Consider the following 23,617-nt stretch of genomic DNA (forward strand, 5'->3'; position numbering starts at 1 on the left):
CGGGCTCAACCCTGAACGGAATTGTGGTCATTTATGGAACAGTCGAAGTTGCGCAAAGTCGGTCTGGGAATCGCCTTGACGCTGGTGGCCGGGTTGGTGTTCTACACGGTGCAGGCGCCGGCCGAAGCACCGCAATACCTGACCGCCACGGTCGAACGCGCTGACATTGAAAACGCAGTGCTGGCCACCGGTCTGCTGGAGGGGATCAAGCAGGTGGACGTCGGTGCCCAGGTTTCGGGGCAATTGAAGTCGCTGAAGGTCAAGGTCGGCGACAAGGTCAAGAAGGGCCAGTGGCTGGCGGAAATCGACCCGCTGGTGCTGCAGAACACCCTGCGTCAGGCACAGGTCGATGAGGAAAACCTACAAGCCCAGCGCCGGGCGACCCAGGCTCAGTTACGGCAGACCAAGGCGCTCTATGAGCGTTATCAGAACCTGCAGGAGGACGCCTCGATTTCGCGGCAGGATTTCGAGACCGCGCAATCGAATTACGAGGTGCAGCAGGCCAATCTGTTGTCGCTGGATGCGCAGATCAAGAGCGCGCATATCCAGATCGACACCGCCAAGGTCAATCTGGCCTACACGCGGATCGTCGCGCCCATCGACGGCGACGTGGTGGGCATCGTGACTCAGGAAGGCCAGACCGTGATTGCCAACCAACTGGCGCCGATCCTGCTGAAACTCGCGGACCTGGACACCATGACCGTCAAGGCTCAGGTGTCGGAGGCGGATGTCATTCACATCGCGCCGGGGCAGGAGGTGTACTTCACCATTCTGGGCGAGGACAAGCGTTATTACGGCAAGCTGCGCGGCACCGAGCCTGCGCCGCAGAACTTCCTGGAAACCCCGCCTGCAGGCACGCCGAAGCAGAATACGGCGGTGTTCTACAACGCGTTGTTCGAGGTGCCGAATCCCGACCACCGTTTGCGGATCTCCATGACCGCTCAGGTGCGGGTGGTACTCGACACCGCCAAATCGGTGCTGACGATTCCGGTGGCGGCACTGGGGCCGCGCAACAACGATGGCAGTTTCCCGGTACGAGTTCTGGATACGAAGGGGCAAGCGCAATCGCGCAATGTGCGGACCGGGATCAACAACAACGTCAAGGTACAGGTCAACGAAGGACTCGCCGAAGGTGACCGCGTGGTGATCGGTGATCCGGTGTCGAAAGTGGCAGGGACATGAGCATGAGCGAACCTCTGCTGCAACTGACCGGCATCACCCGCAGTTTCACCGCTGGCGACCGCGAGTTTCTGGCGCTGAAAAACATCGACCTGACGATCAACGCCGGGGAAATGGTCGCCATCATCGGGGCCTCCGGTTCGGGTAAGTCGACCCTGATGAACATCCTCGGCTGCCTCGATTACGCCACGGGTGGCAGCTACAAAATCAACGGCCGGGAAACCCGGGATCTGGACAATCAGGCGCTGGCCGAACTGCGCCGCGACTACTTCGGTTTCATCTTTCAGCGCTACCACTTGCTGCCGCATCTGAGCGCGATGCACAACGTCGAGATGCCGGCGATTTACGCCGGCACGCCGGAGCCACAACGGCATGCGCGGGCCCGTGAGTTGTTGGCGCGCCTTGGGCTGGAAGGGCACCTGACCCATCGCCCAAGCCAACTCTCGGGCGGTCAGCAGCAGCGGGTGAGTATCGCCCGGGCCTTGATGAACGGCGGCGAAGTGATCCTCGCGGATGAGCCGACAGGCGCCCTCGACACCACCAGCGGCAAGGAGGTGATGCGCATTCTGCTGGAGCTGCACGCGGCCGGGCACACGGTGATTCTGGTGACTCACGACCCCAAGGTTGCCGCCAATGCCGAGCGCATCATTGAAGTCAGTGACGGCGAAATCCTCAGCGACCGCCGCAACGAGCGTGACAGCACGGCATTGAGCAACGAGGACGCGGTGCCCAAGTCGACGGCGGCGCGGCGTCTGGTGGCCAGCCTCGGGTTGTTCAAGGAGGCGTTCAACATGGCCTGGGTCGCGCTGATCTCCCATCGGATGCGCACCCTGCTGACCATGCTCGGGATCGTCATCGGCATCACCTCGGTGGTATCGATTTCGGCCATCGGTGAGGGGGCCAAGCGCTACGTTCTGAAAGATATTCAGGCCATCGGCAGCAACACCATCGATATCTATTCCGGCACCAGTTTCGGTGACAGTCGCTCGGCGGCCATCGAAACCCTGGTGCCGGCCGACGTCGCGGCGCTCAATCAGTTGTATTACGTCGACAGCGCGACGCCGGTGGTCGGGCGAAATCTGCTGCTGCGCTACCGCAATATCGACCTCGATGCGCAGGTCAACGGCGTCAGCGATCTGTATTTCCAGGTACGCGGAATCAAGATGGAGGCGGGTATCGCGTTCAGCGAAAGCGATGCCCGGCGCCAGGCGCAGGTGGCGGTGATCGATCACAACACCCGCCATCGGTTGTTCGGTGAGGGAGTCGATCCGCTGGGGCAGGTGATACTGATCGGCAACCTGCCGTGCACTGTGATCGGTGTGGCGGCAGAGAACAAAAACATCTTCTCGTCGAGCAAGTCGCTCAATGTCTGGGTGCCCTATGAAACCGCAGCCGGACGGCTTTTGGGCCAGCGTTACCTGGACAGCATCAGCGTGCGGATCAAGGACGGTCAGCCGAGCAAGATCGTGGAAGACAACGTCAACAAACTGATGCTGCAGCGCCACGGCACCAAGGATTTCTTCACCAATAACCTCGACAGTGTGATGCAGACCGTGCAGAAAACCAGCCGCTCACTGGCGCTGTTGCTGTCGCTGATTGCGGTGATTTCCCTGGTGGTCGGCGGTATCGGGGTGATGAACATCATGCTGGTGTCGGTCACCGAACGTACCCGCGAGATCGGTATCCGCATGGCGGTCGGGGCGCGGCAGTCGGACATTCGTCAGCAATTTCTGGTGGAGGCGGTGATGGTCTGTCTGCTGGGTGGGGCGATTGGAATTTCGTTGAGTTACGCCATCGGCCACTTGTTTTCGCTATTCATCAAGGAGTGGGAGATGGTGTTCTCGCTGAGCTCGGTGCTGACGGCGGTGTTCTGCTCGACCCTGATCGGCATCGTGTTCGGCTTCGTGCCGGCGCGCAATGCGTCGCGGCTCGATCCGATCGAGGCATTGGCCCGGGATTGACGCCGGCATGAGAAAACCGCCGTCCTTTGCAGGAGGGCGGTTTCGTTTCGGGTGTGTGAATGGTCAGGCTGCGTTCGACGGACCGCAGGCTGCCGGGCAGTCTTTCGGCGAATACATCCAGCGCATCAGCGAGTGACGTCCGCTGATGCCCAGTTTGATGGCTGCGCGTTTGAGATAGCTCTCCACGGTATTGACCTTCAGTTGCAACTGTTCGGCCAGTTCCGGTGCCGTGCGCCCGGCGAGCAGGCCGACACAGACTTCCATCTCACGGTTCGACAGGCTCAGCCCCAGTTGCTCCACACGCTCGCAAAAGCGCAGGCGCAGGGTTTCCAGGCCCAGCAGGGTGGAAGCCGACTGCTCCCGGGTTTGTCCCTGGACGTCAGTGTTTGCCGGTTGCAGGGCGTTGATGTGTTTCTCGACCATCGGCAGCAGGACTGGAGAAATATCCTGCAACAAACTGCGCTCATGGGCAGAAAAGCGTTTTGACGGACCGCAACGGTAGACAGAGATCACATAGCGGTAACCGTCCTTGCGCCGGGTCAGGTGCAATTGCGAAGCGTCGGTGACCGTCGAGGGTTCGGGAGTGGGCAAATCATTGGCATTCGGCTGCGTGCTCAACTCGGAATACACCGTTTCAGCCGGCAAGGGCACTTCCTTGATGCATTCGGGTTCGACGCGCGGTTGTGAGCGTCCCACCGGTTCCACGCGCATCTGCCGGATGTGCGTGGCGTCCACCGCCAGTTGGGTCAGGATCAGGTCATGCAGCATCCGTGGGAAATGTCGGCTGCCAGTGCTGGCAATGACCTTGCCAATGTGAGGAAACAGCTGTGAGTTCATGTCGTTCATCCATGAGTTGCAGTGTGGTACTCGTATTCCTGGCCCACCGGAAAGAAGCTCCGTGCCCGGCGACAGCGCATCAGGAAATTGGATCCTATCCTAGTACAACGTTTCAGCGACGGTTTAATGAAGGGGCTATTAGCTCATAACTGACGGTGAGGGGGATGTCGGGATGACAGATGTCATGGAAATGCCTTACAGCTGAACAGGGCCAATTTTATAAAAAGTCCTACAAGTGACAGTATCATGGCGCAAAAAAAAGCCCGTTTCAGCCGAAGCCAAAACGGGCTTTTTCCCGCTTCGACAACCGTTACTTCAGGTTGTCAAAATGGTCTCGCAGGAACTCGTAAAAGCGAAACGCTTGAAACGATCTCCATACGAGGCTCAGCGTACGCAGCAAAAGCTTCATACGTTTTGGCCTCCAGCTCGGGGGCCAAACCTCCAGCGAACTTACCGGACCATGTGTGCCTTTGGACATGCACGTCAATGTTGTCCATGAGGCGGCCGGTTGTGATCCCTCCGAGCCATCATTCCGGCACGGGTGCAAAACCGTGTCGAAGGGCATGAAACCGTTATGGTTCCAGCCAAACCTCATGGACGCACTGGCGAGTGAGCGTCGGCATATTAACCTGTCTTGTGGCGTGATTCTGAGGGGCCTGGATAAAGACTCGATGAGTTTTGTAATTCGTTGTTTCTGTCAGTCTTTTTTCAGCCTCGTCAGGGCTGACCTTGTCATTGCGTGACGTCGTTCAACACACAAAATAACGTTGCAACGAATACCAAAGATTAATAGTATTCCCGCACGTCAATGTTGTCCGTGAGACACAAAGCCCCAGCCGCAAACTGAGGCTTGTCGAAAAACCGCCCCGCAAAGGCGGTTTTTTTTCGCCCATCGTTCGACCACCGCCAGCAAACCTAGGCCTCGCTCACCACGGGCAACCCGGCATCCACCAGCTCGACCCAGTGCCTGACCGGCGTGCGTCCCGCGCCGTCGAGGTGGGCCTGGCAGCCGATATTGGCGGTGGCGATGATCTCCGGATGACCGCTTTCCAGTGCATTGAGCTTTTGGTCGCGCAGTTGCCGGGCCAGCGCGGGTTGGGTTATCGAATAAGTGCCCGCCGAGCCGCAGCACAGGTGGGCGTCCGGCACGGTCGTGAGGTTGAAGCCCAATCGGGTCAGCACCGACTCAACTGCGCCGCCGAGTTTCTGTGCGTGTTGCAAGGTACAGGGGCAGTGGAACGCCAAGCGCGGGTCGGCATGAATACCAAGGGACTCGAGCGGTTCCTCACGCAGCACTTCCACCAGATCTTTCGCCAGTGCACTTACGGCTTTCGCCTTCTCGGCATAGGCCGGATCGGTGCACAGCAGGTGCCCGTAATCCTTGATGAACGCGCCGCAACCGCTGGCGGTCTGCACGATCGCTTCGGCGCCTTGTTCGATGGCCGGCCACCAGGCGTCGATGTTCTGGCGGGCGCGGTCAAGTCCCGTGCCCTGGGCGTCGAGGTGATAGTCCACGGCGCCGCAACAGCCGGCATTTCGCGCCGGAGTAATGCTGATCCCCAGTCGATCCAGCACTCGTGCTGCCGCCGCGTTTGTGTTGGGCGACAAACCCGGTTGCACGCAGCCTTCGAGCATCAGCACCTGACGGGCATGCCGCGTTACCGGGCGGGGCGCGATTGCAGAGGGGCGGCGCGGCAATTTGGCTTGCAGGGTATCAGGCAGCAGCACACGGAAGATCTGGCCGGCGCTGACCAATCCTTTGAACACTCCGGGATTCGACGCCACGCCACGCAAACCTCCACGCAACAAGCGTTGACCGATGGGACGCGGCACGGCGGCATCAACCACGGCGCGGCCAATGTCGAGCAGATTGTGATAGTCCACACCCGAGGGGCAGGTGGTTTCGCAATTGCGGCAGGACAGGCAACGATCCAGATGCAGTTGGGTCTTGCGGGTGACTTCATTGCCTTCCAGCACCTGTTTGATCAGATAGATGCGGCCCCGTGGGCCGTCCAGTTCATCGCCGAGCAACTGATAGGTCGGGCAGGTCGCGTTGCAGAAGCCACAGTGCACGCAGGTGCGCAGGATGCTTTCGGCTTCTTCGGCCCGGGGCAGTCGTCGGGCCTTTTCGCTGAGAGTGGTTTGCATGGCTCAAAGCTCCGCGTACAGGCGACAGGGGTTGAAAATGCCCTGAGGGTCGAGTTGTTGCTTGAGGCGACGGTGATAGTGCAGGAGGGCGGGTGGCAGCGGGTGGAAGGGCGCATCGATCAAACCATGGCTGTAGCAGGTTGCATGCCCGCCAACAGCCGAAACCACCTGGCGAATCAGTGCCGCTTGCGCCCCTGACTTGAGCCAACGCTGGGCGCCGCCCCAGTCGAGCATTTGCAGGCCGGCCAAGGCCAGCGGCGGGGTGTTGTTCGGCACCGAAAGGCGCCACAGAGGCTGGTCTTCGTCGAAAAAGCCCAGACGCTGTTCATTCAGGTCGGCCCAGAACGATCCATCGAGCAGTTCGCCACCGAGGCGATCACGGGCCGCCGCCACCGAGCCTTCACCACCCTCCAGACGCAAGTGCAGACGCTGGCCATCGTGGCAGGCGGCGCTGATCGGCAGCGGTTGTTGACCCCACTCGGCCATACGCTGCAAGGCTCGTTCACTGTCCATTTCCAGGCTGATGCTCAGGCACTCGCGTGGTTTGGGCAGGACCTTGAGCGAGACTTCGGTGATCACCCCCAGCGAACCATAACTGCCAACCATCAGCCGCGACAGGTCATAACCGGCGACGTTTTTCATGACCTCACCGCCAAAACGCAAGTGCTTGCCATGGCCGGTGATGATCCGTGTACCCAGCACGAAATCCCGAACCGACCCCGACCACGGACGGCGCGGCCCCGACAGCCCGCTGGCGATCATCCCGCCCACCGTCGCCTCATCGGCGAAGGCCGGTGGTTCGCACGGCAACATCTGTTGTGAAGCGTCCAGCACCGCCAGCAGTTCGGCCACTGGAGTACCACAACGTGCGGTGATCACCAGTTCCGTCGGGTCGTAGCTGACGATGCCGCGATGAGTGCGGGTGTCGAGGATTTCTCCGGCGACGATGCGGCCCAGAAATGCCTTGCTGTTGGCGCCCTGAATCCGCAGAGGCGTGGCGTCTTGCAACGCCTGATTCACCTGATCGAGCAGCGCGGCGCTGTCATCGACATCCTTTTCTCGGACCATCAGAAACGCTCCAGCTCGGGGAAAGGCAGTTGCCCGGCATGAACATGCATGGCGCCGAATTCGGCGCAGCGGTGCAGGGTCGGAATGTTTTTGCCCGGATTGAGCAGCCCGCCGGGGTCGAACGCGGCTTTGACGGCGTGGAACAGGGTCAGCTCATCGTTGTTGAACTGCGCGCACATCTGATTGATTTTCTCCCGCCCCACACCGTGCTCGCCGGTGATGCTGCCGCCGACCTTCACGCACAATTCGAGGATTTTCCCTCCCAGCGTTTCGGCGCGTTCCAGCTCGCCGGGCTGATTGGCGTCGAACAGAATCAACGGGTGCATATTGCCGTCGCCGGCATGGAACACGTTGGCCACCCGCAGGCCGTATTCGGCGGATAACTGCGCGATGGCTTGCAGCACGCCAGGCAGTTCGCGGCGCGGGATGGTGCCGTCCATGCAGTAATAATCCGGGGACAAGCGGCCCACGGCCGGGAAGGCATTTTTGCGTCCGGCCCAGAATCGCACGCGCTCAGCCTCGTCCCTGGCCTGACGCACTTGCGTCGCGCCAGCATTCTCCAGCACCTGGCGCACGCGAATGCAGTCGGCGTGGACGTCGGCTTCGACGCCATCGAGTTCGCACAGCAGGATCGCTTCGGCGTCCACCGGGTAGCCGGCGTGGATGAAGGCCTCGGCGGCGCGGATCGCCAGGTTGTCCATCATTTCCAGGCCACCGGGAATGATCCCGGCGGCGATGATGTCAGCCACGGCTCGGCCGGCGTTCTCCACGGAATCGAACGCAGCCAACAGGACTTTGGCGGTCTGTGGTTTGGGTAGCAACTTGACCGTGACTTCGGTGATCACACCCAGCAGGCCTTCGGAGCCGGTGAACAGCGCCAGCAAGTCGAAACCGGGGGAATCGAGCGCATCGGCGCCGAGCGTGAGGTGTTCGCCCTCGACGGTCAGGATCTCGACCTTGAGCAGGTTGTGCACGGTCAGACCGTACTTGAGGCAATGCACGCCACCCGCATTTTCCGCCACGTTGCCGCCGATGGAGCAGGCAATCTGCGAGGACGGATCCGGCGCGTAATACAGGCCGAACGGGGAGGCCGCCTGGGAAATCGCCAGATTGCGCACCCCGGGCTGAACCCGTGCGGTGCGGGCGCCCGGATCGATGTGCAGGATATTGTTGAAGCGTGCCATCACCAGCAGCACACCTTTCTCCAGAGGCAACGCACCGCCGGACAACCCGGTGCCGGCACCCCGGGCCACCACCGGCACGTTTCTCTCATGACAGATTCGCAAAACGCCCTGCACCTCATCGAGATGCCGGGGCAGCACAACCAGTAACGGCGTGGTGCGGTAGGCCGACAAACCGTCGCATTCGTACGGCTTGAGATCCTCGCGCTGATGCAGGATTTCCAGTGCGGGCCACCGGTTTTGCAGCGCCTGCAACAGCGCAGCCTTGTCGACGTCCGGCAGGGCGCCGTCGATCTGTTCGTCGTAGAGAATGTTCATGCGGGCGCCCCCTGGTTTTTGTTATCGGGTGCGAGCGATCAGTCCAGATCAGCCGCCTCATGCCGTTCCGGCACCTGGCTCGCTTCATCACCCCAGGTGCGGTTGACGCGCTGCCCACGAATGACCGCCGGCCGTTTGGCGATGTCCTCGGCCCAGCGCTGTACATGGGTGTATTCGTGAGCCGAGAGAAATTCGGCCGCGCCGTACACGTTGTTGCGCACCAGTTGTCCATACCACGGCCAGACCGCAATGTCGGCGATGGTGTAATGGTCGCCGGCAAGGTAAGGGCTCTCGGCCAGGCGTCGATCGAGCACATCCAGCTGACGTTTGGCTTCCATGGTGAAGCGGTCGATCGGGTATTGGAGTTTCTCCGGCGCATAGGCATAAAAATGCCCGAAACCGCCACCCAGATACGGAGCTGAGCCCATCTGCCAGAACAGCCAGTTCAGGGTTTCGGTACGACCGGCGAGGTCGGTGGGCAGGAAGGCGCCGAATTTCTCGGCGAGGTAAAGCAGGATCGAACCTGACTCGAACACCCGGATCGCCGGCTCGACACTTCGATCGAGCAGTGCAGGGATCTTGGAGTTCGGGTTGATCTCGACAAAGCCGCTGGAGAACTGATCGCCTTCACCGATGCGAATCAGCCAGGCGTCGTATTCGGCCCCAGTGTGCCCGAGCGCCAGCAACTCTTCGAGCAGGATGGTGACCTTGACGCCATTGGGCGTGGCCAGCGAATACAGTTGCAACGGATGCTTGCCGACGGGCAGGGTCTTGTCATGGGTCGGCCCGGCGATCGGGCGGTTGATGTTGGCGAACTGGCCGCCGGACGGAGCGCTGTGTTTCCAGACCTTGGGTGGTACGTAAGGCGCCTTGCTCATGAAACGGACCTCGTCGTCAGGTTGCTCAATGGATGTGAGCCGGTAGCAAGCTACCGGTTCCTGCCGAACAGAACACCACAGAAGGGCGTTTGAATTCCACCCTGTTGTCACATCAACTCTTCATATCGTTATTCGATCCGCGGATGCTGCTGCACCAGGTATTCGCGCTTGGCTTCCAGTTCGGCGATTTCGGCGTCGATGTCTTCGATCTTCTGTTCGATGTTGTCGTGATGTTCTTGCAGCAGCTCCTTGGCTTCCTCGATATCGGAGGCTGCAGGGGCTGCACCGCGTAGCGGTTTGTTGGCGGTTTCTTTCATGGTCACACCGGTGATCAGCCCAACGACGGCAGTCACCATCAGGTAATAGGCCGGCATGTACAGATTCTGGGTACTCTCCACCAGCCAGGCCACGACGGTCGGCGTCACACCGGCGATCAGCACCGAGACGTTGAACGCACTGGCCAGCGCGCTGTAGCGGATGTGAGTCGGAAACATTGCCGGCAGCGTAGAGGCCATGACGCCAATGAAAAAGTTGAGCACCACGGCCAATATCAGCAGGCCGGAAAAGATCAGGCCGATCTTGCCGCTGTTGATCAGCATGAACGCTGGAATGGCAAGGATGAACAGACCGATGCTGCCGAAGATGATGAAGGGGCGACGGCCGATCTTGTCGCTGATGAAACCGATGGCAGGTTGCACGAACAGCATGCCGACCATGATCGCGATGATGATCAGCACCCCGCGATTTTCGCTGTAATGCAGGTTGTGCGAGAGGTAACTCGGCATATAGGTCAACAGCATGTAATAGGTGACGTTGGTGGCGGCCACCACGCCGATGCAGGTCATCAGGCTGCGCCAGTGTTTGGTTGCGACTTCCTTGAACGACACTTTCGGGCCGCCGGCCAGACCTTCACGGTCACCTTGTTCAAGCTTCTCGACATGCTGCTGAAACGCCGGCGTCTCTTCGAGCGCATGGCGCAGGTAAAGCCCGATCATGCCCAACGGCAGGGCGAGGAAGAAAGGCAGGCGCCAGCCCCATTCCTGGAATTTTTCTTCACCGATGATCGCGGAAATCAGTACCACCACGCCGGCGCCGAGGACGAAACCGGCGATGGAACCGAAGTCCAGCCAACTGCCAAGGAAGCCGCGTTTGCGATCCGGCGCGTATTCGGCGACGAAGATCGAAGCGCCGGTGTACTCGCCTCCGACCGAAAAGCCCTGGGCCATTTTCGCCAGCAGCAGGAGTATCGGCGCCCAGATGCCGATCGAGGCATAGGACGGAATCAGCCCGATGGCAAAGGTGCTGAGCGACATGATCACGATGGTCGCTGCGAGGACTTTCTGTCGTCCGTACTTGTCCCCCAGCGCACCGAAGAACAGCCCGCCCAGCGGCCGGATCAGGAACGGTACCGAGAATGTCGCCAGTGCCGCGATCATCTGCACGCCGGGATCGGCGCCGGGGAAGAAAACCTTGCCCAGCACATAGGCAACGAAGCCGTAGACGCCGAAGTCGAACCACTCCATCGCGTTGCCCAGCGCCGCAGCCGTGATGGCTTTGCGCATCTTGGCGTCGTCGACAATGGTGATGTCTTTCAGTCCGATCGGGCTGACGCTTTCCTTTGATTCCATGGGATTCACTCTGCATCTGATCTGTCTTTGTGCAAACCGCAAGGCCCGAAGAGGCAAGGGCCAGAGCGGTTCACCTTGGTCGATGCCATCTCTTTGATGGCACGGCTTCTTCCAGATCAGATACAAGTGGACACGAAAAAATTCACCACTGATTTCGTTTTTTACCGATGGCGAAAGTGGTTACAGCGCTCGGTCGAAACGAAACGATGCCCCATAGGCCGAGGCCGGCAAGTGACTCGAGCCATCGTCGCGCAGCCTTGAACGGAACGTTCCGCGCTGAGGTTCGGTGCGATACAAACCGCGCTTCTGCAACTCGGGAATGATCAGTTCGACGAAGTCTTCAAGGCTGCCAGGGCTGATCAGCGGATTAAGCATATAGCCGCTGGTGCCGGAAATCCGCGCGTGTTTTTCGATGCGATCAGCGACCTGCTGCGGTGTGCCGACCAGAATCAGGTCAGTGCCGCGAGTGACGCTGGCGAAGCGCTGTTTGACGTCGCCCGCGGTCAGCGGCTTGCCGCTGCCATCGGGGCGCATCACGTAAGAGGTCAGGCCTTCGGTGTGTGTCGACAGCGCATCGCCGTCGGCGTAGCGGCTGATATCGATGCCGGTGTCACCGGCGTAGCTGACCAGTTGTGCCTGCAAGTGGTAGTTGCTTTGCAACTCGTCGTATTTGCGCTGGGCCTCGATTTCGGTTTTGGCGGTGACGATGCGCAACACCGTCAGTGACTTCACATCTTCACGCTGACGGCCGCGTGCCTGGGCCTTGGCCCAGATATCTTCCAGGCCCTGACGGATTTCCTGAGGGTTGGATTTGGCAATGAAGATCAGCTCGGCATGCTTGGCCGCAAACTCGCGACCGCGCCCCGACCAGCCCGCCTGGATCAGCAACGGCGTGCGTTGTGGCGAGGGAGAGGTCAAATGCGGGCCGGCCACCCGATAATGCGTGCCTTCGTGATTGATCGGGCGCACCCGGTCGCCTCTGGCATAGAGCTGGCGGGCCTTGTCGGCGACCACGGCGTCGTCGGCCCAACTGCCTTCCCAGAGCTTGTAGGCCACATCGAGAAACTCTTCGGCGCGCTCGTAGCGATCATCGTGTCTGATCATTTGTTCCAGCCCGAAATTGCGCGCCGCACTCGACAGGTAAGACGTGACAATATTCCAGCCGACCCGGCCATTGGTCAGGTGATCCAGTGTGCTGAAGCGCCGTGCATGGGTAAACGGATGTTCATAGCTGGTGGTCACGGTGACGCCAAACGCGAGGTTTTCCGTCACGGCAGCCAGCGCCGGAATGATCATCAGCGGATCGTTGGCCGGCGCTTCCACGGCCCATTTCATGGCCGCATCGGCATTGCCGCCGAACACATCGTAGAAGCCCAGCACATCACCAAAGAACAGCATGTCGAGGTGAGCCTGATCGGCAATCCGGGCCAGGTTCGACCAATAGCCCAGCGAGTTGATCGCCAGTCGTTCGTCAGCCGGGTGCGTCCAGAGGCTCGGCGCACCGCCGCACCCGACACTGGCTTGTTCATAGAGCGCAAACAGCAGAGGTTTAGGATCGGACATCTTGGTTCCTGCAAGAAATCATTGAACGGAATAGCTCATCGCTGATGCTTGAAGCCTCTGCCGTAATGGCGTTCCAGGCGATGCTGGATCAGTTCGAGACCGATGGACAACAGCCAATAGATGACCGCTGCGGTGGTGAGCATTTCGATGTAGCGGTAGGACGAGCGCCCGTACGACTGCGCCAGGAACATCACTTCCCAAACGCCCATGACCGAGATCAACGATGAATCCTTGAGCATCGAAATGAACTGGCTGGTGGTCGGTGGAATGATCGTGCGCATGGCTTGCGGCAGAATGATGTGCACGAATGTCGCTGCCGGTCTCAGACCCAGCGCAGCTGCCGCTTCACGCTGCCCCGGTGCAACCGCGAGGATGCCGGCGCGAAAGATTTCGCTGAGATACGCACCGTAGTTGAGCGAGAGGGCAATGATCCCGGCACTGATGGCGCCCGGCACGATCCCCAGTTGCGGCAGGCCCAGGTAGATCAACAGGATCTGAATCAGCAGCGGCGTACCGCGAAAGAACGAGGCGTAGAAACTCGCGATACCGAACGCCACAGCGCTGCGCGACAGGCGCGCAAGCGCCGTGACGAAACCCAGCAGCAACGAAAACCAGATCGAGCACAAGCACAGGAAAATCGTCAGCGCGGCGCCCTGCAAAAAGCCGTTCGGCCCCAGATGCAGGCCGACGAGGTTCGGCCACTTTTCCAGAATGATCGAAAACTTCAGATCGAAGCGCATGAAAAACAGCACGCACAAGCCGAACAGCACCGCCCACGTCAGATACAGGCGAGTGCGAAAGCCGAACAGCTGACGTATCAGTTGTGGCTGTTTTTCCGGGGTGACAGTGGTTTTGGCCGGATGAGGATTGAGAGCTGTCATTGGCTGATATCGGAACCGATCCACTTCCTGGATATTTTGCTCAACGTGCCGTCAGTCTTGAGTTGCGCGATGACCTCGGTGACTTTCGCATTCCATTGCTGATCGCCTTTTTCGACCGCTACCACGTTCGGCTCGGCATACAGTGGATCTCCGGCAATCTTGAAGCGCGGGTCCTGGGCGATGCGTTCACGGGCGGTGATGAGGTTGGTGACCATGGCATCCAGGCGCACGCCGGTGCCCAGTGCCAGATCCTGGAAGGCGACGGTTTCGTTGTCATACGGCGCGATCTGGACACTGTCGAACGGATAGCTCAAGGGCTTGTCCTCGGCGCCTTCGATGACCAGATTCTTGTTCAGGTAGGCCTCATAAGTCGACGCACTGATCACGCCGACTTTTTTGCCGGACAAGTCCTTGCCCGTGACGATGTCCTTGTCCTTTGCATTGACCACGATCACTGCCGGTGACTGGTAATACTCCACGGGGAAGTCGAACACTTCAGCCCGCGCCTTGCTCGGTGTCATCGAGCACACGCAGATGTCGTAGCGACCGTTCCAGTGCCCGGCGGCAATCACGTCCCAGGACGGGGTTTCGAGTTTCAGCTTGACCCCGAGACGTTCGGCGACAGCCTTGGCGACATCCACATCGAAGCCGTCGAGTTGGTTCTGGTCATTGAGAAAAGAGAAGGGCGGGTAGCTTTCCATCAGGACGCCGGTCAGCTCACCCTTTTGCGTGACGCGATCAAGAATGGGCCCCGCGAAAGCGACAGAACAACTGGCGACCAGCGCCAGGCCGAGGGTCAAAAGTGCCGGGGTCTTCACGTGCGGTGCTCCAGTCAGAAAAAATCTGAATAGATTAAAACGCACTATAAAAATAGTTTGTACTTCGTTTTTAGAATATGGATCTTGCTTGAGGCTATATCGATGTCCGCTATCTGCGCAATTGCGCCGGACTCACGCCCAGTCGCTGCTTGAACGCGCTGGTCATGTGCGCCTGGGAGTTGAAACCGCAGGCGAGGGCGATTTCCGACAGGCTGGCGCGGGAGTCGCGCATCAATGCACGGGCCCGGGCCAGGCGTCGATCAATAAGATAGCTATGGGGACTTTTGCCAGTGGCCTGCTTGAAGGCGCGCATGAAATAGCCTTCGGACAGTTCAAGCATTTGCGCCATGGTGTGAATGCCGAGCGGACCGTCGAGGCCGGCGTCGATGAACTCGTCGAGCAGGCGCATTCGGCTGCCGGTCATCGAGCCTTGGGGCGACGGCGTGTCTTTGCCTTCGGTGCGCTCGGCCAAGGCGAGCGCCCAGGTTTCCCAGTCATCGTCCACTGAGGCTTTCAAAAAGGCGCGGCGCATTCGTGAGGCGAGGTGAATGGCCTGCGGGTCGATGCGATTGTTGAACACCTGCTCGCCCGACAGCGTGGTGCCGTCGGTGCGGATGACCCGCAGGTATTCACCGCCCATGGGTGACTCGGACATCACATCACAGTCGACGGGGACGAACGCCAGACTATTGGGCATGGCATCGAAGGGGCGCACCCGGTCGCTGCCGATGGCGTGCACGCCGCGTTGGCTGTCGAAGGCAAAACCGATTGCCGACTGCGCCGCCACATAACGGGTTGCGTAGGCGGCGCCGGGCAGCAATTCGATCGCCCACGGGCCAGCCTCGATACGACGGACCGGTTCCGGGGCGACGGGTGATGGTGGGCGGTTGCGAGGGCTCATGAACGCCATAGTAGTGAAGAGCCGACGCAAAAGTCAGGTCAGTTTTTTGAAAGCCGACTGGCAGGACACGTGCCTAGACTGGAGCAAAGCCCAAGGAGACGTTCCATGCACACCCTCACTCGCGAAGACATCGAACAGGCTGCCCGCCAGGTTTACCAGGTGATGCCGGCCACCGCCCAGTATCGCTGGCCGCTGCTGACCGAACGGCTGGGCTGCACGGTGTGGGTCAAGCACGAAAACCACACACCCACCGGCGCGTTCAAGGTGCGCGGCGGCATTACCTTCATGCACTGGCTGCGCCGCGAACACCCGAACGTCAAGGGCATCGTCTCGGCCACGCGCGGCAATCACGGGCAGAGCCTGGCACTGGCGGCCAGTGCCGTCGGATTGAGGGCGTTGATCGTGGTGCCGAAGGGCAATTCGCTGGAGAAGAACAACGCCATGCGCGGATTCGGTGGCGAGGTGGTCGAGTTCGGGCGCGATTTCGATGAGGCCCGTGAGGAAGCGGCGCGCCTGGCGCTGGAACATGGGCTCTACCTGGTACCGCCCTTCCACACCGAGCTGGTCAAAGGGGTAGCGACCTATGCGCTGGAACTGCTCAACGCGGCGCCGGATCTGCACACCCTCTACGTGCCGATCGGTTGCGGCTCGGGCATTTGTGGCGTGATCGCCGCTCGTGATGCACTGGGTCTGGATACCCAGGTCGTGGGGGTGGTCTCCACGGAAGCGGCAGCTGCCAAGTTGTCCTTCGAGGCGAAAACGATCTGCGAGACCGCCTCCGCCAATACCTTTGCCGACGGGCTGGCCGTGCGCAAGCCGATTGCCGAGGCGTTCGATGTCTACGGCGCCGGCGCAACAAGGATCGTCGCGGTCAGCGAGGACGAAATCGCCGAAGCCATGCGCGTGTATTACACCGACACCCACAACCTCGCAGAAGGCGCCGGCGCCGCGGCACTGGCGGCGTTGATGCAGGAGCGGGACAGGATGCAGGGCAAAAGGGTGGGGGTGATTTTGTCCGGGGGCAACATCGACCGGGCGGTGTATGCACGAGTGATCGGCTGATAGACGCAGCTTGGCTGCGGGGTGTCGCTTTTCCGCTTGTGATTGGTCCTGGCTACCCCTTATAAGATCGACTTTCACTTTCGATATAAAAAGGGTGTCACGCATGAGCAATGCCTGGAACGAAGGTTATTTCACGGACGAAGGCTACACCTACGGCTATAGCCGCGAGATCAATCCGGTTTTCCAGCGCTATTGTTTGTTGCTGCGGGGTTTTGCCACGCTGGAGAATACCGACGGTTATCACTGCGAACTGGGTTTCGGTCAGGGTGTGTCGATCAACATTCACGCGGCGGGCAATCCGGGGAGCTACATCGGCACCGATTTCCATCCGGGCCAGGCGGCCCATGCCATCGGGCTTGCGAAAGACTGGGGCAGCGATGCGCGGCTGTATGACGACAGTTTCGAGCAACTGTTGGCCCGCCATGACCTGCCGCAGTTCGACAGCATCAGCCTGCACGGCATCTGGACCTGGGTCAGCCGTGACAATCACAAGCTGATCGTCGAGTTTGTCCGTCGTCACCTCAAGCCGGGCGGTCATGTGTACATCAGCTACAACTGCTTCCCGGGCTGGTCGCCGCTGGCGCCACTGCGTCAGTTGTTCAGTCTGCATGACCGTTTTGCTTCGCAAGCCTCGGCCCGGCCGGACCAGCGTATCGACGCCGCGCTGCAGTTCTCCGAAGCCTTGCTGGCCGCCAACCCCAACTACGCCAATTCGGCACCGAATCTGGATGCCAAGCTCCAGAGCATCAAGGGCCAGAATCGCCAGTACGTCGCCCATGAATACTTCAACCGCGACTGGAATTGCATGTACTTCACCGACGTGGTCGATGCCCTGGCTCCTGCCAAACTCGACTACGCCACGACGGCTGTGCCGCTGGACTCGGTAGACCTGCTTAACCTGAGCGCCGAAGGCATGGAATTTCTGGAAGGCATCGAGCATCCGGTCATGCGTGAGCAGGCGCGTGATTACTTCGTTAACCAGAACTTCCGTCGGGACCTTTACGTGCGCGGCGCCAACCGGTTGTCCGCCTTCGAACACCGCGAGCGCATGCTCAGTACCCGTTTCGTACTTTTGCAAATGGCAGACAGCGTCGCGGTCAGCGTCACCGGTCCGGCGGGCTCGGCCACGTTGCAGGCCGAGATTTACGGTCCGGTGCTGGACGCGCTCGCGGACGATGCCTATGTGCCGAAAACCCTGCGCCATTTGCTGGAGGCCTCGCCGTCGTTGAGTTATGGCGATGTGGAGCAGGCTCTTAACGTGTTGATCGGGATGGGCGCCGTGGCACCGTGCCAGAGCGAAGCGGCCGAGCAACAGGTGCAGGCACGCTGCACCACCCTCAATCTGCAACTGTGCAGACGCTCGCTGTTCGACCACAAGATTCAGGTGCTGGCCAGCCCGGTCACCGGCGGTGGCGTGACGGTCAGCCGTTTCCAGCAGTTGTTCCTGATTTCGATCAAGCAAGGCAAGACCCGTCCGGCCGACTGGGCACTGCTGGCGTGGGGCATCATCGGCGGTCAGGGAGAGGGCTTGCTCAAGGACGGCAAGGCGCTGACCACCGCTGAAGAAAACATTGCCGAACTGACCGAACAGGCCGAGGCGTTTGCCGAGCGTTCGCTGATCGTTCTCAAGGCGTTGAAAATCGTCTAGCGGCAAAAAAGTCTTGTTGGGTCCGGTTTTTCATCGAACCGGCCGATCAGCGAACAGTTCATCGAGGGCCTGACACGCCGTTGCTGCGCCTTCGATGGACTGCTTGTATCCTGCGCGGCCCTGTACATACGGTCGCTGTTGTTGCCGCGGTCCGACAACGGCCGTGACGGAAAACGGACTTTCCAAAAGGTAATGATGTGAAGCGTGATACCCACCTCGTGATGCTGTTGCTGTTTATCATCGGCTGCTCTCTGGCGTCGCTGACCATCTGGAAGGTGCTGGGCTCTCGGGAGCGCGCCCTGGACGAGGTGAACGTCCACGGGTTGAACCTGACTCAGGCGCTGGCAACCTATGCCGAAGGCATCGTCCGGCAAAGCTCGCTGCTCTTGCTCGGGCTCGTCGAGCGTCTGGAAACCGAGGGCAGCGGCCCTGCGCAGATCGAACGATTGAATGCGCTGGTCAACCGTCAGCTGCCGCTGATGCCGCAGCTCAGTGGCATCACCATCTACGATAGTCGCGGCCGCTGGCTGATGTCCTCCAACCGACCGATTCCGGCCGGGGTCAACAGCCGTGACCGGGGCTATTTCATTCATCACCGTGACGATCCCTCTCGCGAGCCCTTCATCGGCCCGCCCATCCGTAGCCGCTCGAATCAGGAGTGGGTGATTACCGTCAGCCGCCGCTTCAATGACGCGAGCGGAGAATTCGCCGGTGTGGTAGCGGTCACCCTGGGGGTCGAAAACTTTCTGCGACTGTTCGGCAAGCTCGACGTGGGGCAGGAAGGCGCCATCGGTCTGTCCTATACCGACGGAACGCTGCTGGTGCGCTATCCCTTCCGCGAACAGGACATGGGGCGCAATTTCTCCAAGTCGCCCATTTATGCGAAGTACCTGGTGGACCAATCGGTGGGCACCGCGTCCTACACTTCCAGCCTAGACGGGGTGGAGCGGCTCTACGCGTTTCGCAAGAGTGAGAAGCTGCCGCTGATCACCACGGTCGCGCTCGGCAAGCGCGAAGCATTGGCGGCGTGGCGACTGGAGGCGCTTCTGTCGATGGTGGTGGTCGCGTCGTTGCTGGGGCTCACTGGCGTGATCGGCTGGTTTCTCATTCTCGATATACGTCGGCGTACCCAAGTGGAAGGGGAGTTGCGGCTCACTCAACAGCAGTTGCTCGGTTCAAACCGGCAGCTGGAATTGTTGGCGATGAAGGATGCGCTGACGGGCCTGGCCAATCGCCGCTGTTTCGATGAAACATTGGCCATGGAAGCGCGCCGGGCGCAACGGGACGGGGCTTCGCTGGCCTTGCTGATGATCGATATCGACTACTTCAAGTTGTTCAACGATTCCCAGGGGCATGTTGCCGGCGACGCCTGCCTGCACCAGGTGGGGAAAGTACTTGAGGCATGTGTGCGGCGACCGTCGGATCTGGTGGCACGTTATGGCGGAGAAGAGTTGGCGATCATCCTGCCCGACACCGATGGCGAGGGAGCGACGGTCGTGGCGCAACTGATTCTGGAGCGACTGACGCGAGCGCACATTGCTCATCCGGCGAGCCCGTTCGGTCGGGTGACGGTCAGTATTGGCGTCACCGCGGCGACCGGTCCGCAACTGGGCGTGGCGCAAGCTCTGATCGAGATGGCAGATCAGGCGCTGTACCAGGCGAAGAGCACAGGGCGGAACCGGATGGCAAGGATAGTTCCCGGCGACAGCGCCCGTTCAACACAGCCAGTTTGAGCGGTGCTGAACGGGCGGATGTTGCGTCTTACCGGTCGTGGCCAATCATCACGCGTACTCGGGGTAGTCCACATACCCTTCGGCATTGCCACCGTAGACCGTGGCCGGATTCAGTGAATTCAGCGGCCAGTCATTGGCGATGCGCGCCGGCAGGTCCGGGTTGGCCATGAACGGGCGACCAAAAGCCACGAAATCCGCCAGCCCGGAATCGAGCAACTGCGCACCGGATTCTGCGGTGTAGCGCCCGGCGTAAATGATCGCGCCGCTGAAGGTGTCGCGCACTGCCTGGCGGAACGTGAGTGGCATCGCCGGCGCATCGTCCCAGTCGGCCTCGGCGATGGACAGATAGGCAATGCCCACGTCCTGCAGCACCTTGATCGCTTCGATGTAAGTAGTATGCGGATCTTCCTCGACCATGCCCAGGTAGGTGCGTGCTTCATCGGTGGTGGTGAACAGCGGGGCGAAACGCACACCGACTTTTTCTCGGCCGATGCACTCGGCAACCCCGGCCACCACTTCACGCAAAAAGCGCAGGCGATTGTGCAGCGAGCCGCCGTACTGGTCGGTGCGCAGATTACTGTGAGCCGAGATGAACTGGTTCACCAGATAGCCGTTGGCGCAGTGCAGTTCGATCCCGTCAAAACCTGCCTCCATGGCATTGCGCGCGGCCTGGATGTACAGCTGAACCAGTTCCTGCACTTCATCGGTGGTCAGTGCGCGAGGGGCGGACGGTGGCACCAGGGCGCCGGCGCCGGGTGCGGTTTCGATGAACACGCTGACCCGGTCAGTGGCCACCGCAGAGGCTGAAACCGGTGCGGCACCGTCGGGTTGCAGGGCTGTATGGGACACGCGCCCCACATGCCAGAGCTGGGCGAAGATCACGCCCTCTCTGGCATGGACGGCCTCGGTGACCTTGCGCCATCCGGCGATCTGCTCAGGGGTATGAATGCCCGGCGTCCAGGCGTAACCCTGGCCTCGCGGCTCGATCTGCGTGCCTTCCGTCACCAGCAGACCGGCGCCCGCGCGTTGCTGGTAATACTCGGCCATCAACGCGTTGGCGATGTTGCCCGGTTGGGTGCTGCGCTGGCGGGTCAGGGGCGGCAGCACGATGCGGTTTTTCAGGGTGTGACGACCCAAAGTGCCGGGTTTGAAGAAACTGCTGTGATTCATGGAAGTACCTTGATTGGGGTTTATTAGACCAGTCGACTAGTTGTCGGGCCAAAAAAGACGCCGTGCAAAACGCGCACGGCGTCCGGATTGATGACGGCTGAAAAGTCAGCCGAGCAGCTTCAACAGTTTTTCGGCGACAGCGGCGGAGCTGGCTGGGTTTTGACCGGTGACCAGTTTTCCGTCAGTCACTACGTGCACCTGCCAGTCGGCGACTTTGGAATAACGGGCGCCGAGGCGCTGGAACTCGTTTTCGACCAGGAACGGCACCACATCCGTCAGACCGACCGCTGCTTCTTCGGAATTGGTGAAACCGGTGACGTCACGGTCCTTGACCAAGGGTTTGCCCTCGGCGCCGAGCACATGCCGCAGTACACCCGGGGCGTGGCAGACGAAACCATGAGGTTTGTTGCTGCGGGCGAAGGCCTCGATCAGGGCGATGGAATGCTTGTCTTCGGCCAGATCCCAGAGCGGGCCGTGGCCACCTGGATAAAACACCGCATCGAAATCTTCGGCGCTGACATCGGCCAGGCGCCCGGTGTTCGCCAGCGCGTGTTGCGCCGCCGGATCCTTGCGGAATCGATCGGTTTCGGCGGTCTGGGCGTCGGGTTCGTCGCTTTTCGGATCAAGCGGTGGCTGGCCGCCGGCGGGCGAGACCAGCGTGATATCGGCGCCGGCGTCCTTGAAGGCGTAGTAGGGGGCGGCGAACTCTTCGAGCCAGAAGCCGGTTTTCTTGCCGGTGTTGCCGAGTTGATCGTGGGAAGTCAGAACCATCAAGATTTTCATAGAGCACCTTGGGTGGGACGGGTGTCGTGGCTGTGCGAGGGATTCGCACACGATCGACACCGGGGAAAAGGTTTGTCGGGGCGCAGCATAGTTTCCAATTAGACCAGTCGTCTAGTAATTTTTTATCCGCATGTTTTTCATGGACCGGTGTGGCAAACTCCCGTTCCTTCGAGTTAAACGACTGGTCTATTGCCTGGTAATCTGCGCCCCGATGAAACCGACCTACGACGACACCCGCCAACACCTGCTCGACACCGGCCACCGGATGATGGCCGAGAAGGGCTTCACCAGTGTCGGCCTGAACGAGATCCTGCAAACCGCCGGTGTGCCCAAGGGCTCGTTCTATCACTACTTCAAATCCAAAGAGCTGTACGGACAGGCGTTGCTCGAGGATTACTTCGTCTGTTACCTGGCCGACATGGAGCGACGCCTGACACTGCCCGGCCTGAGTGCCCGCGAGCGACTGATGGATTACTGGCAGGGCTGGCAGGATCGCTGCACGCTGGAAGGGCACGGTGACGAGTGTCTGGTGGTGAAGCTCAGTGCCGAGGTGGCCGATCTGTCCGAGGCCATGCGCCTGACCTTGCGTGATGGCGCCGAGCGCGTGGTGGCGCGCATCACCTTTTGCATCGAACAGGGCCAGGCCGATCAAAGCCTGCCCGACGGCGATGCCCGGCAACTGGCGGAAACCCTGTATCAGCTTTGGCTGGGGGCCAGCCTGTTGAACAAGTTGCAACGGACGGGGCAGTCGCTGGACACAGCGATGACGACCACCCGGCGATTGCTGGGCGTCTGAACGTTTTACGTCGTGCCCCTTGCCGTGTCGAGCCGGTTGACCCATTTGCGGTTGCGAGCTGGAATCTGGAACGCTTGCGAAAGTATGCCGGCGCAAGGCTGGCGAGCGTGGAAAGCCTGCCAGCTAATGCGACGAAACATACTCCGAGGGCGTAGTCGGCGCAGGCAAGGCGTACGTCGCCTTCATCCACTCAATCTCCGCTTGCGGCGTTCTGCCAAAGAAGCGTTTGAACTCGCGACTGAATTGCGAGGCGCTTTCATAACCCACGTTGAACGCCGCTGCCGAAGCGGTCATGGCGTTGCGCAGCATCAACAGCCGCGCCTGATGCAGACGTGTCGACTTCAGATATTGCATCGGAGAGGTATCCGTCACGCTGCGAAAGTGCAGGTGAAAGTTGGGCACGCTCATACTGGCTTCGTGGGCGAGTTGCTCGACGTCTAGCCGTTCCTGATAACAGCTGTGGATCTTGCGGATCGCCCGGGTCACCTTGCCGAAATGACCCTGTCGATTGAGCGCGGCACGCATCGAGCCGCCTTGTTCGCCCGTCAGAATGCGGTAGTAGATTTCCCGCAGCAGCGATGGCCCCAGTATCTGCGCGTCCCTCGGAATACTCATCGCTTCGAGAAAACGCAACGTCGAAGCGCGGAGCTTGTCGTCCATCGGTGAGGCGTACATGCCTTTGGGCTGCGCGTCGTTGGGGCCGTGAAGGTCATCCACTTGCTGCATCAACTCGCTGGCCAAACGGAAGTCGAGGTGCATGTAGATCGCGAGCATCGGCTCGGCCTCGGTGGCATCGGTTTCCATGGTGAAGGGGATGGGCACGGACACCACCAGATAATGTTGGGCGTCGTAAACGTAGACGTCATCGCCCCGATAACCGCGTTTCTGGCCCTGACAGAGGATCACGATGCCCGGGTCGTACAGCACCGGTGTGCGGGTCAGTGGCCGGTTCGAACGCAGGAAACGCACGCCCTCAAGCGCACTGAGGTTATAACCCTCGACTGGTGCGAGGGTTTCCATGAGCTGCACCATGCGCGAGGTGTCTGCGTCGGCCTGCTTCATTG

The 23,617-nt window shown here is 60.6% G+C and carries 19 protein-coding genes; 6 read left to right on the forward strand and 13 right to left on the reverse strand.

All coding sequences use genetic code 11. The annotated features are described in order from the left end of the window. Window positions 1-33 precede the first annotated feature (33 nt). Together macA and C6Y56_RS11285 are read left to right on the forward strand one after the other, a co-directional pair. Window positions 34-1,182, forward strand: coding sequence for a macrolide transporter subunit MacA (macA, locus tag C6Y56_RS11280; RefSeq protein WP_169429924.1), 1,149 nt, complete (start codon window positions 34-36; stop codon window positions 1,180-1,182). Window positions 1,183-1,184: 2 nt separating this feature from the next. Then, complete coding sequence (locus C6Y56_RS11285) at window positions 1,185-3,140, forward strand: MacB family efflux pump subunit (protein ID WP_169429925.1); 1,956 nt, start codon at window positions 1,185-1,187, stop codon at window positions 3,138-3,140. A 63-nt stretch (window positions 3,141-3,203) separates the two neighbouring features. Here C6Y56_RS11285 and C6Y56_RS11290 read toward each other — a convergent pair whose 3' ends face one another. The 10 genes from C6Y56_RS11290 to C6Y56_RS11335 form a co-directional block, all read right to left on the reverse strand. Beyond that, on the reverse strand, window positions 3,204-3,977 hold the full coding sequence (locus C6Y56_RS11290) for a helix-turn-helix transcriptional regulator (protein WP_169429926.1): 774 nt from the start codon (window positions 3,975-3,977) through the stop codon (window positions 3,204-3,206). A 915-nt stretch (window positions 3,978-4,892) separates the two neighbouring features. Next, window positions 4,893-6,125 (reverse strand): glycolate oxidase subunit GlcF, encoded by a 1,233-nt coding sequence (gene glcF / locus C6Y56_RS11295; protein ID WP_169429927.1) that lies wholly within the window; start codon window positions 6,123-6,125, stop codon window positions 4,893-4,895. Between the two features lie 3 nt (window positions 6,126-6,128). Beyond that, on the reverse strand, window positions 6,129-7,193 hold the full coding sequence (gene glcE, locus C6Y56_RS11300) for a glycolate oxidase subunit GlcE (RefSeq protein WP_169429928.1): 1,065 nt from the start codon (window positions 7,191-7,193) through the stop codon (window positions 6,129-6,131). Next, window positions 7,193-8,692, reverse strand: coding sequence for a glycolate oxidase subunit GlcD (glcD, locus tag C6Y56_RS11305; protein WP_169429929.1), 1,500 nt, complete (start codon window positions 8,690-8,692; stop codon window positions 7,193-7,195). Before glcD ends, glcE begins: the two co-directional genes overlap by 1 nt. A 38-nt stretch (window positions 8,693-8,730) precedes the next feature. Beyond that, window positions 8,731-9,570: a glutathione-dependent disulfide-bond oxidoreductase gene (gene yghU / locus C6Y56_RS11310; RefSeq protein WP_169429930.1), complete on the reverse strand. Its 840-nt coding sequence runs from the start codon at window positions 9,568-9,570 to the stop codon at window positions 8,731-8,733. Window positions 9,571-9,698: 128 nt separating this feature from the next. Next, window positions 9,699-11,198, reverse strand: a complete 1,500-nt coding sequence (gene proP, locus C6Y56_RS11315) for a glycine betaine/L-proline transporter ProP (RefSeq protein WP_169429931.1) — start codon at window positions 11,196-11,198, stop codon at window positions 9,699-9,701. Between the two features lie 180 nt (window positions 11,199-11,378). Then, window positions 11,379-12,761, reverse strand: a complete 1,383-nt coding sequence (locus C6Y56_RS11320) for an LLM class flavin-dependent oxidoreductase (protein ID WP_169429932.1) — start codon at window positions 12,759-12,761, stop codon at window positions 11,379-11,381. A 35-nt stretch (window positions 12,762-12,796) separates the two neighbouring features. Continuing rightward, window positions 12,797-13,642 carry an amino acid ABC transporter permease gene (locus C6Y56_RS11325; protein ID WP_169429933.1) on the reverse strand — a complete coding sequence of 282 codons (846 nt, stop codon included), beginning with the start codon at window positions 13,640-13,642 and terminating at the stop codon, window positions 12,797-12,799. Next, window positions 13,639-14,460, reverse strand: a complete 822-nt coding sequence (locus C6Y56_RS11330) for an ABC transporter substrate-binding protein (RefSeq protein ID WP_169429934.1) — start codon at window positions 14,458-14,460, stop codon at window positions 13,639-13,641. Before C6Y56_RS11330 ends, C6Y56_RS11325 begins: the two co-directional genes overlap by 4 nt. A 109-nt stretch (window positions 14,461-14,569) precedes the next feature. Further along, window positions 14,570-15,370: a helix-turn-helix transcriptional regulator gene (locus C6Y56_RS11335; RefSeq protein ID WP_169429935.1), complete on the reverse strand. Its 801-nt coding sequence runs from the start codon at window positions 15,368-15,370 to the stop codon at window positions 14,570-14,572. A 96-nt stretch (window positions 15,371-15,466) separates the two neighbouring features. On the opposite strand from C6Y56_RS11335, the gene C6Y56_RS11340 reads away from it, so the two are divergent. The 3 genes from C6Y56_RS11340 to C6Y56_RS11350 all read left to right on the forward strand — a co-directional run bounded on the left by C6Y56_RS11340 (window position 15,467) and on the right by C6Y56_RS11350 (window position 19,804). Continuing rightward, complete coding sequence (locus C6Y56_RS11340) at window positions 15,467-16,423, forward strand: threonine dehydratase (RefSeq protein ID WP_169429936.1); 957 nt, start codon at window positions 15,467-15,469, stop codon at window positions 16,421-16,423. 103 nt (window positions 16,424-16,526) lie between these two features. Further along, window positions 16,527-18,071 carry a class I SAM-dependent methyltransferase gene (locus C6Y56_RS11345; RefSeq protein WP_169429937.1) on the forward strand — a complete coding sequence of 515 codons (1,545 nt, stop codon included), beginning with the start codon at window positions 16,527-16,529 and terminating at the stop codon, window positions 18,069-18,071. A gap of 197 nt (window positions 18,072-18,268) precedes the next feature. Further along, window positions 18,269-19,804, forward strand: coding sequence for a sensor domain-containing diguanylate cyclase (locus tag C6Y56_RS11350; protein ID WP_169429938.1), 1,536 nt, complete (start codon window positions 18,269-18,271; stop codon window positions 19,802-19,804). A gap of 48 nt (window positions 19,805-19,852) precedes the next feature. Here the strand turns inward: C6Y56_RS11350 and C6Y56_RS11355 are convergent, their stop codons facing one another. Together C6Y56_RS11355 and C6Y56_RS11360 are read right to left on the reverse strand one after the other, a co-directional pair. Further along, the gene (locus C6Y56_RS11355) at window positions 19,853-20,974 is read right to left on the reverse strand and encodes an alkene reductase (RefSeq protein ID WP_169429939.1); all 1,122 of its coding nucleotides are present in this window, start codon (window positions 20,972-20,974) and stop codon (window positions 19,853-19,855) included. Window positions 20,975-21,079: 105 nt separating this feature from the next. After that, window positions 21,080-21,757: a type 1 glutamine amidotransferase domain-containing protein gene (locus C6Y56_RS11360; protein WP_169429940.1), complete on the reverse strand. Its 678-nt coding sequence runs from the start codon at window positions 21,755-21,757 to the stop codon at window positions 21,080-21,082. Between the two features lie 211 nt (window positions 21,758-21,968). Between C6Y56_RS11360 and C6Y56_RS11365 the strand changes: the two genes are divergently transcribed. Continuing rightward, a complete protein-coding gene (locus C6Y56_RS11365; protein WP_169429941.1) occupies window positions 21,969-22,553 on the forward strand; it encodes a TetR/AcrR family transcriptional regulator in 585 nt (194 codons plus the stop codon). A gap of 123 nt (window positions 22,554-22,676) precedes the next feature. On the opposite strand, the gene C6Y56_RS11370 is transcribed toward C6Y56_RS11365, so the two are convergent. Beyond that, window positions 22,677-23,615, reverse strand: a complete 939-nt coding sequence (locus tag C6Y56_RS11370) for an AraC family transcriptional regulator (protein WP_169429942.1) — start codon at window positions 23,613-23,615, stop codon at window positions 22,677-22,679. Window positions 23,616-23,617: the final 2 nt, after the last annotated feature.

It is taken from the genome of Pseudomonas fluorescens, from assembly GCF_012974785.1.
GTDB lineage: Bacteria > Pseudomonadota > Gammaproteobacteria > Pseudomonadales > Pseudomonadaceae > Aquipseudomonas > Aquipseudomonas fluorescens_BT.

Coding starts and splice junctions, on each gene's coding strand:
- C6Y56_RS11335 (WP_169429935.1), bottom strand. CDS start 15,370: ATGGCGTTCATGAGCCCTCGCAACCGCCCACCATCACCCGTCGCCCCG.
- glcF (WP_169429927.1), bottom strand. CDS start 6,125: ATGCAAACCACTCTCAGCGAAAAGGCCCGACGACTGCCCCGGGCCGAA.
- C6Y56_RS11325 (WP_169429933.1), bottom strand. CDS start 13,642: ATGACAGCTCTCAATCCTCATCCGGCCAAAACCACTGTCACCCCGGAA.
- yghU (WP_169429930.1), bottom strand. CDS start 9,570: ATGAGCAAGGCGCCTTACGTACCACCCAAGGTCTGGAAACACAGCGCT.
- macA (WP_169429924.1), top strand. CDS start 34: ATGGAACAGTCGAAGTTGCGCAAAGTCGGTCTGGGAATCGCCTTGACG.
- glcD (WP_169429929.1), bottom strand. CDS start 8,692: ATGAACATTCTCTACGACGAACAGATCGACGGCGCCCTGCCGGACGTC.
- C6Y56_RS11345 (WP_169429937.1), top strand. CDS start 16,527: ATGAGCAATGCCTGGAACGAAGGTTATTTCACGGACGAAGGCTACACC.
- proP (WP_169429931.1), bottom strand. CDS start 11,198: ATGGAATCAAAGGAAAGCGTCAGCCCGATCGGACTGAAAGACATCACC.
- C6Y56_RS11365 (WP_169429941.1), top strand. CDS start 21,969: ATGAAACCGACCTACGACGACACCCGCCAACACCTGCTCGACACCGGC.
- C6Y56_RS11320 (WP_169429932.1), bottom strand. CDS start 12,761: ATGTCCGATCCTAAACCTCTGCTGTTTGCGCTCTATGAACAAGCCAGT.
- C6Y56_RS11370 (WP_169429942.1), bottom strand. CDS start 23,615: ATGAAGCAGGCCGACGCAGACACCTCGCGCATGGTGCAGCTCATGGAA.
- glcE (WP_169429928.1), bottom strand. CDS start 7,193: ATGGTCCGAGAAAAGGATGTCGATGACAGCGCCGCGCTGCTCGATCAG.
- C6Y56_RS11290 (WP_169429926.1), bottom strand. CDS start 3,977: ATGAACTCACAGCTGTTTCCTCACATTGGCAAGGTCATTGCCAGCACT.
- C6Y56_RS11340 (WP_169429936.1), top strand. CDS start 15,467: ATGCACACCCTCACTCGCGAAGACATCGAACAGGCTGCCCGCCAGGTT.
- C6Y56_RS11285 (WP_169429925.1), top strand. CDS start 1,185: ATGAGCGAACCTCTGCTGCAACTGACCGGCATCACCCGCAGTTTCACC.
- C6Y56_RS11355 (WP_169429939.1), bottom strand. CDS start 20,974: ATGAATCACAGCAGTTTCTTCAAACCCGGCACTTTGGGTCGTCACACC.
- C6Y56_RS11360 (WP_169429940.1), bottom strand. CDS start 21,757: ATGAAAATCTTGATGGTTCTGACTTCCCACGATCAACTCGGCAACACC.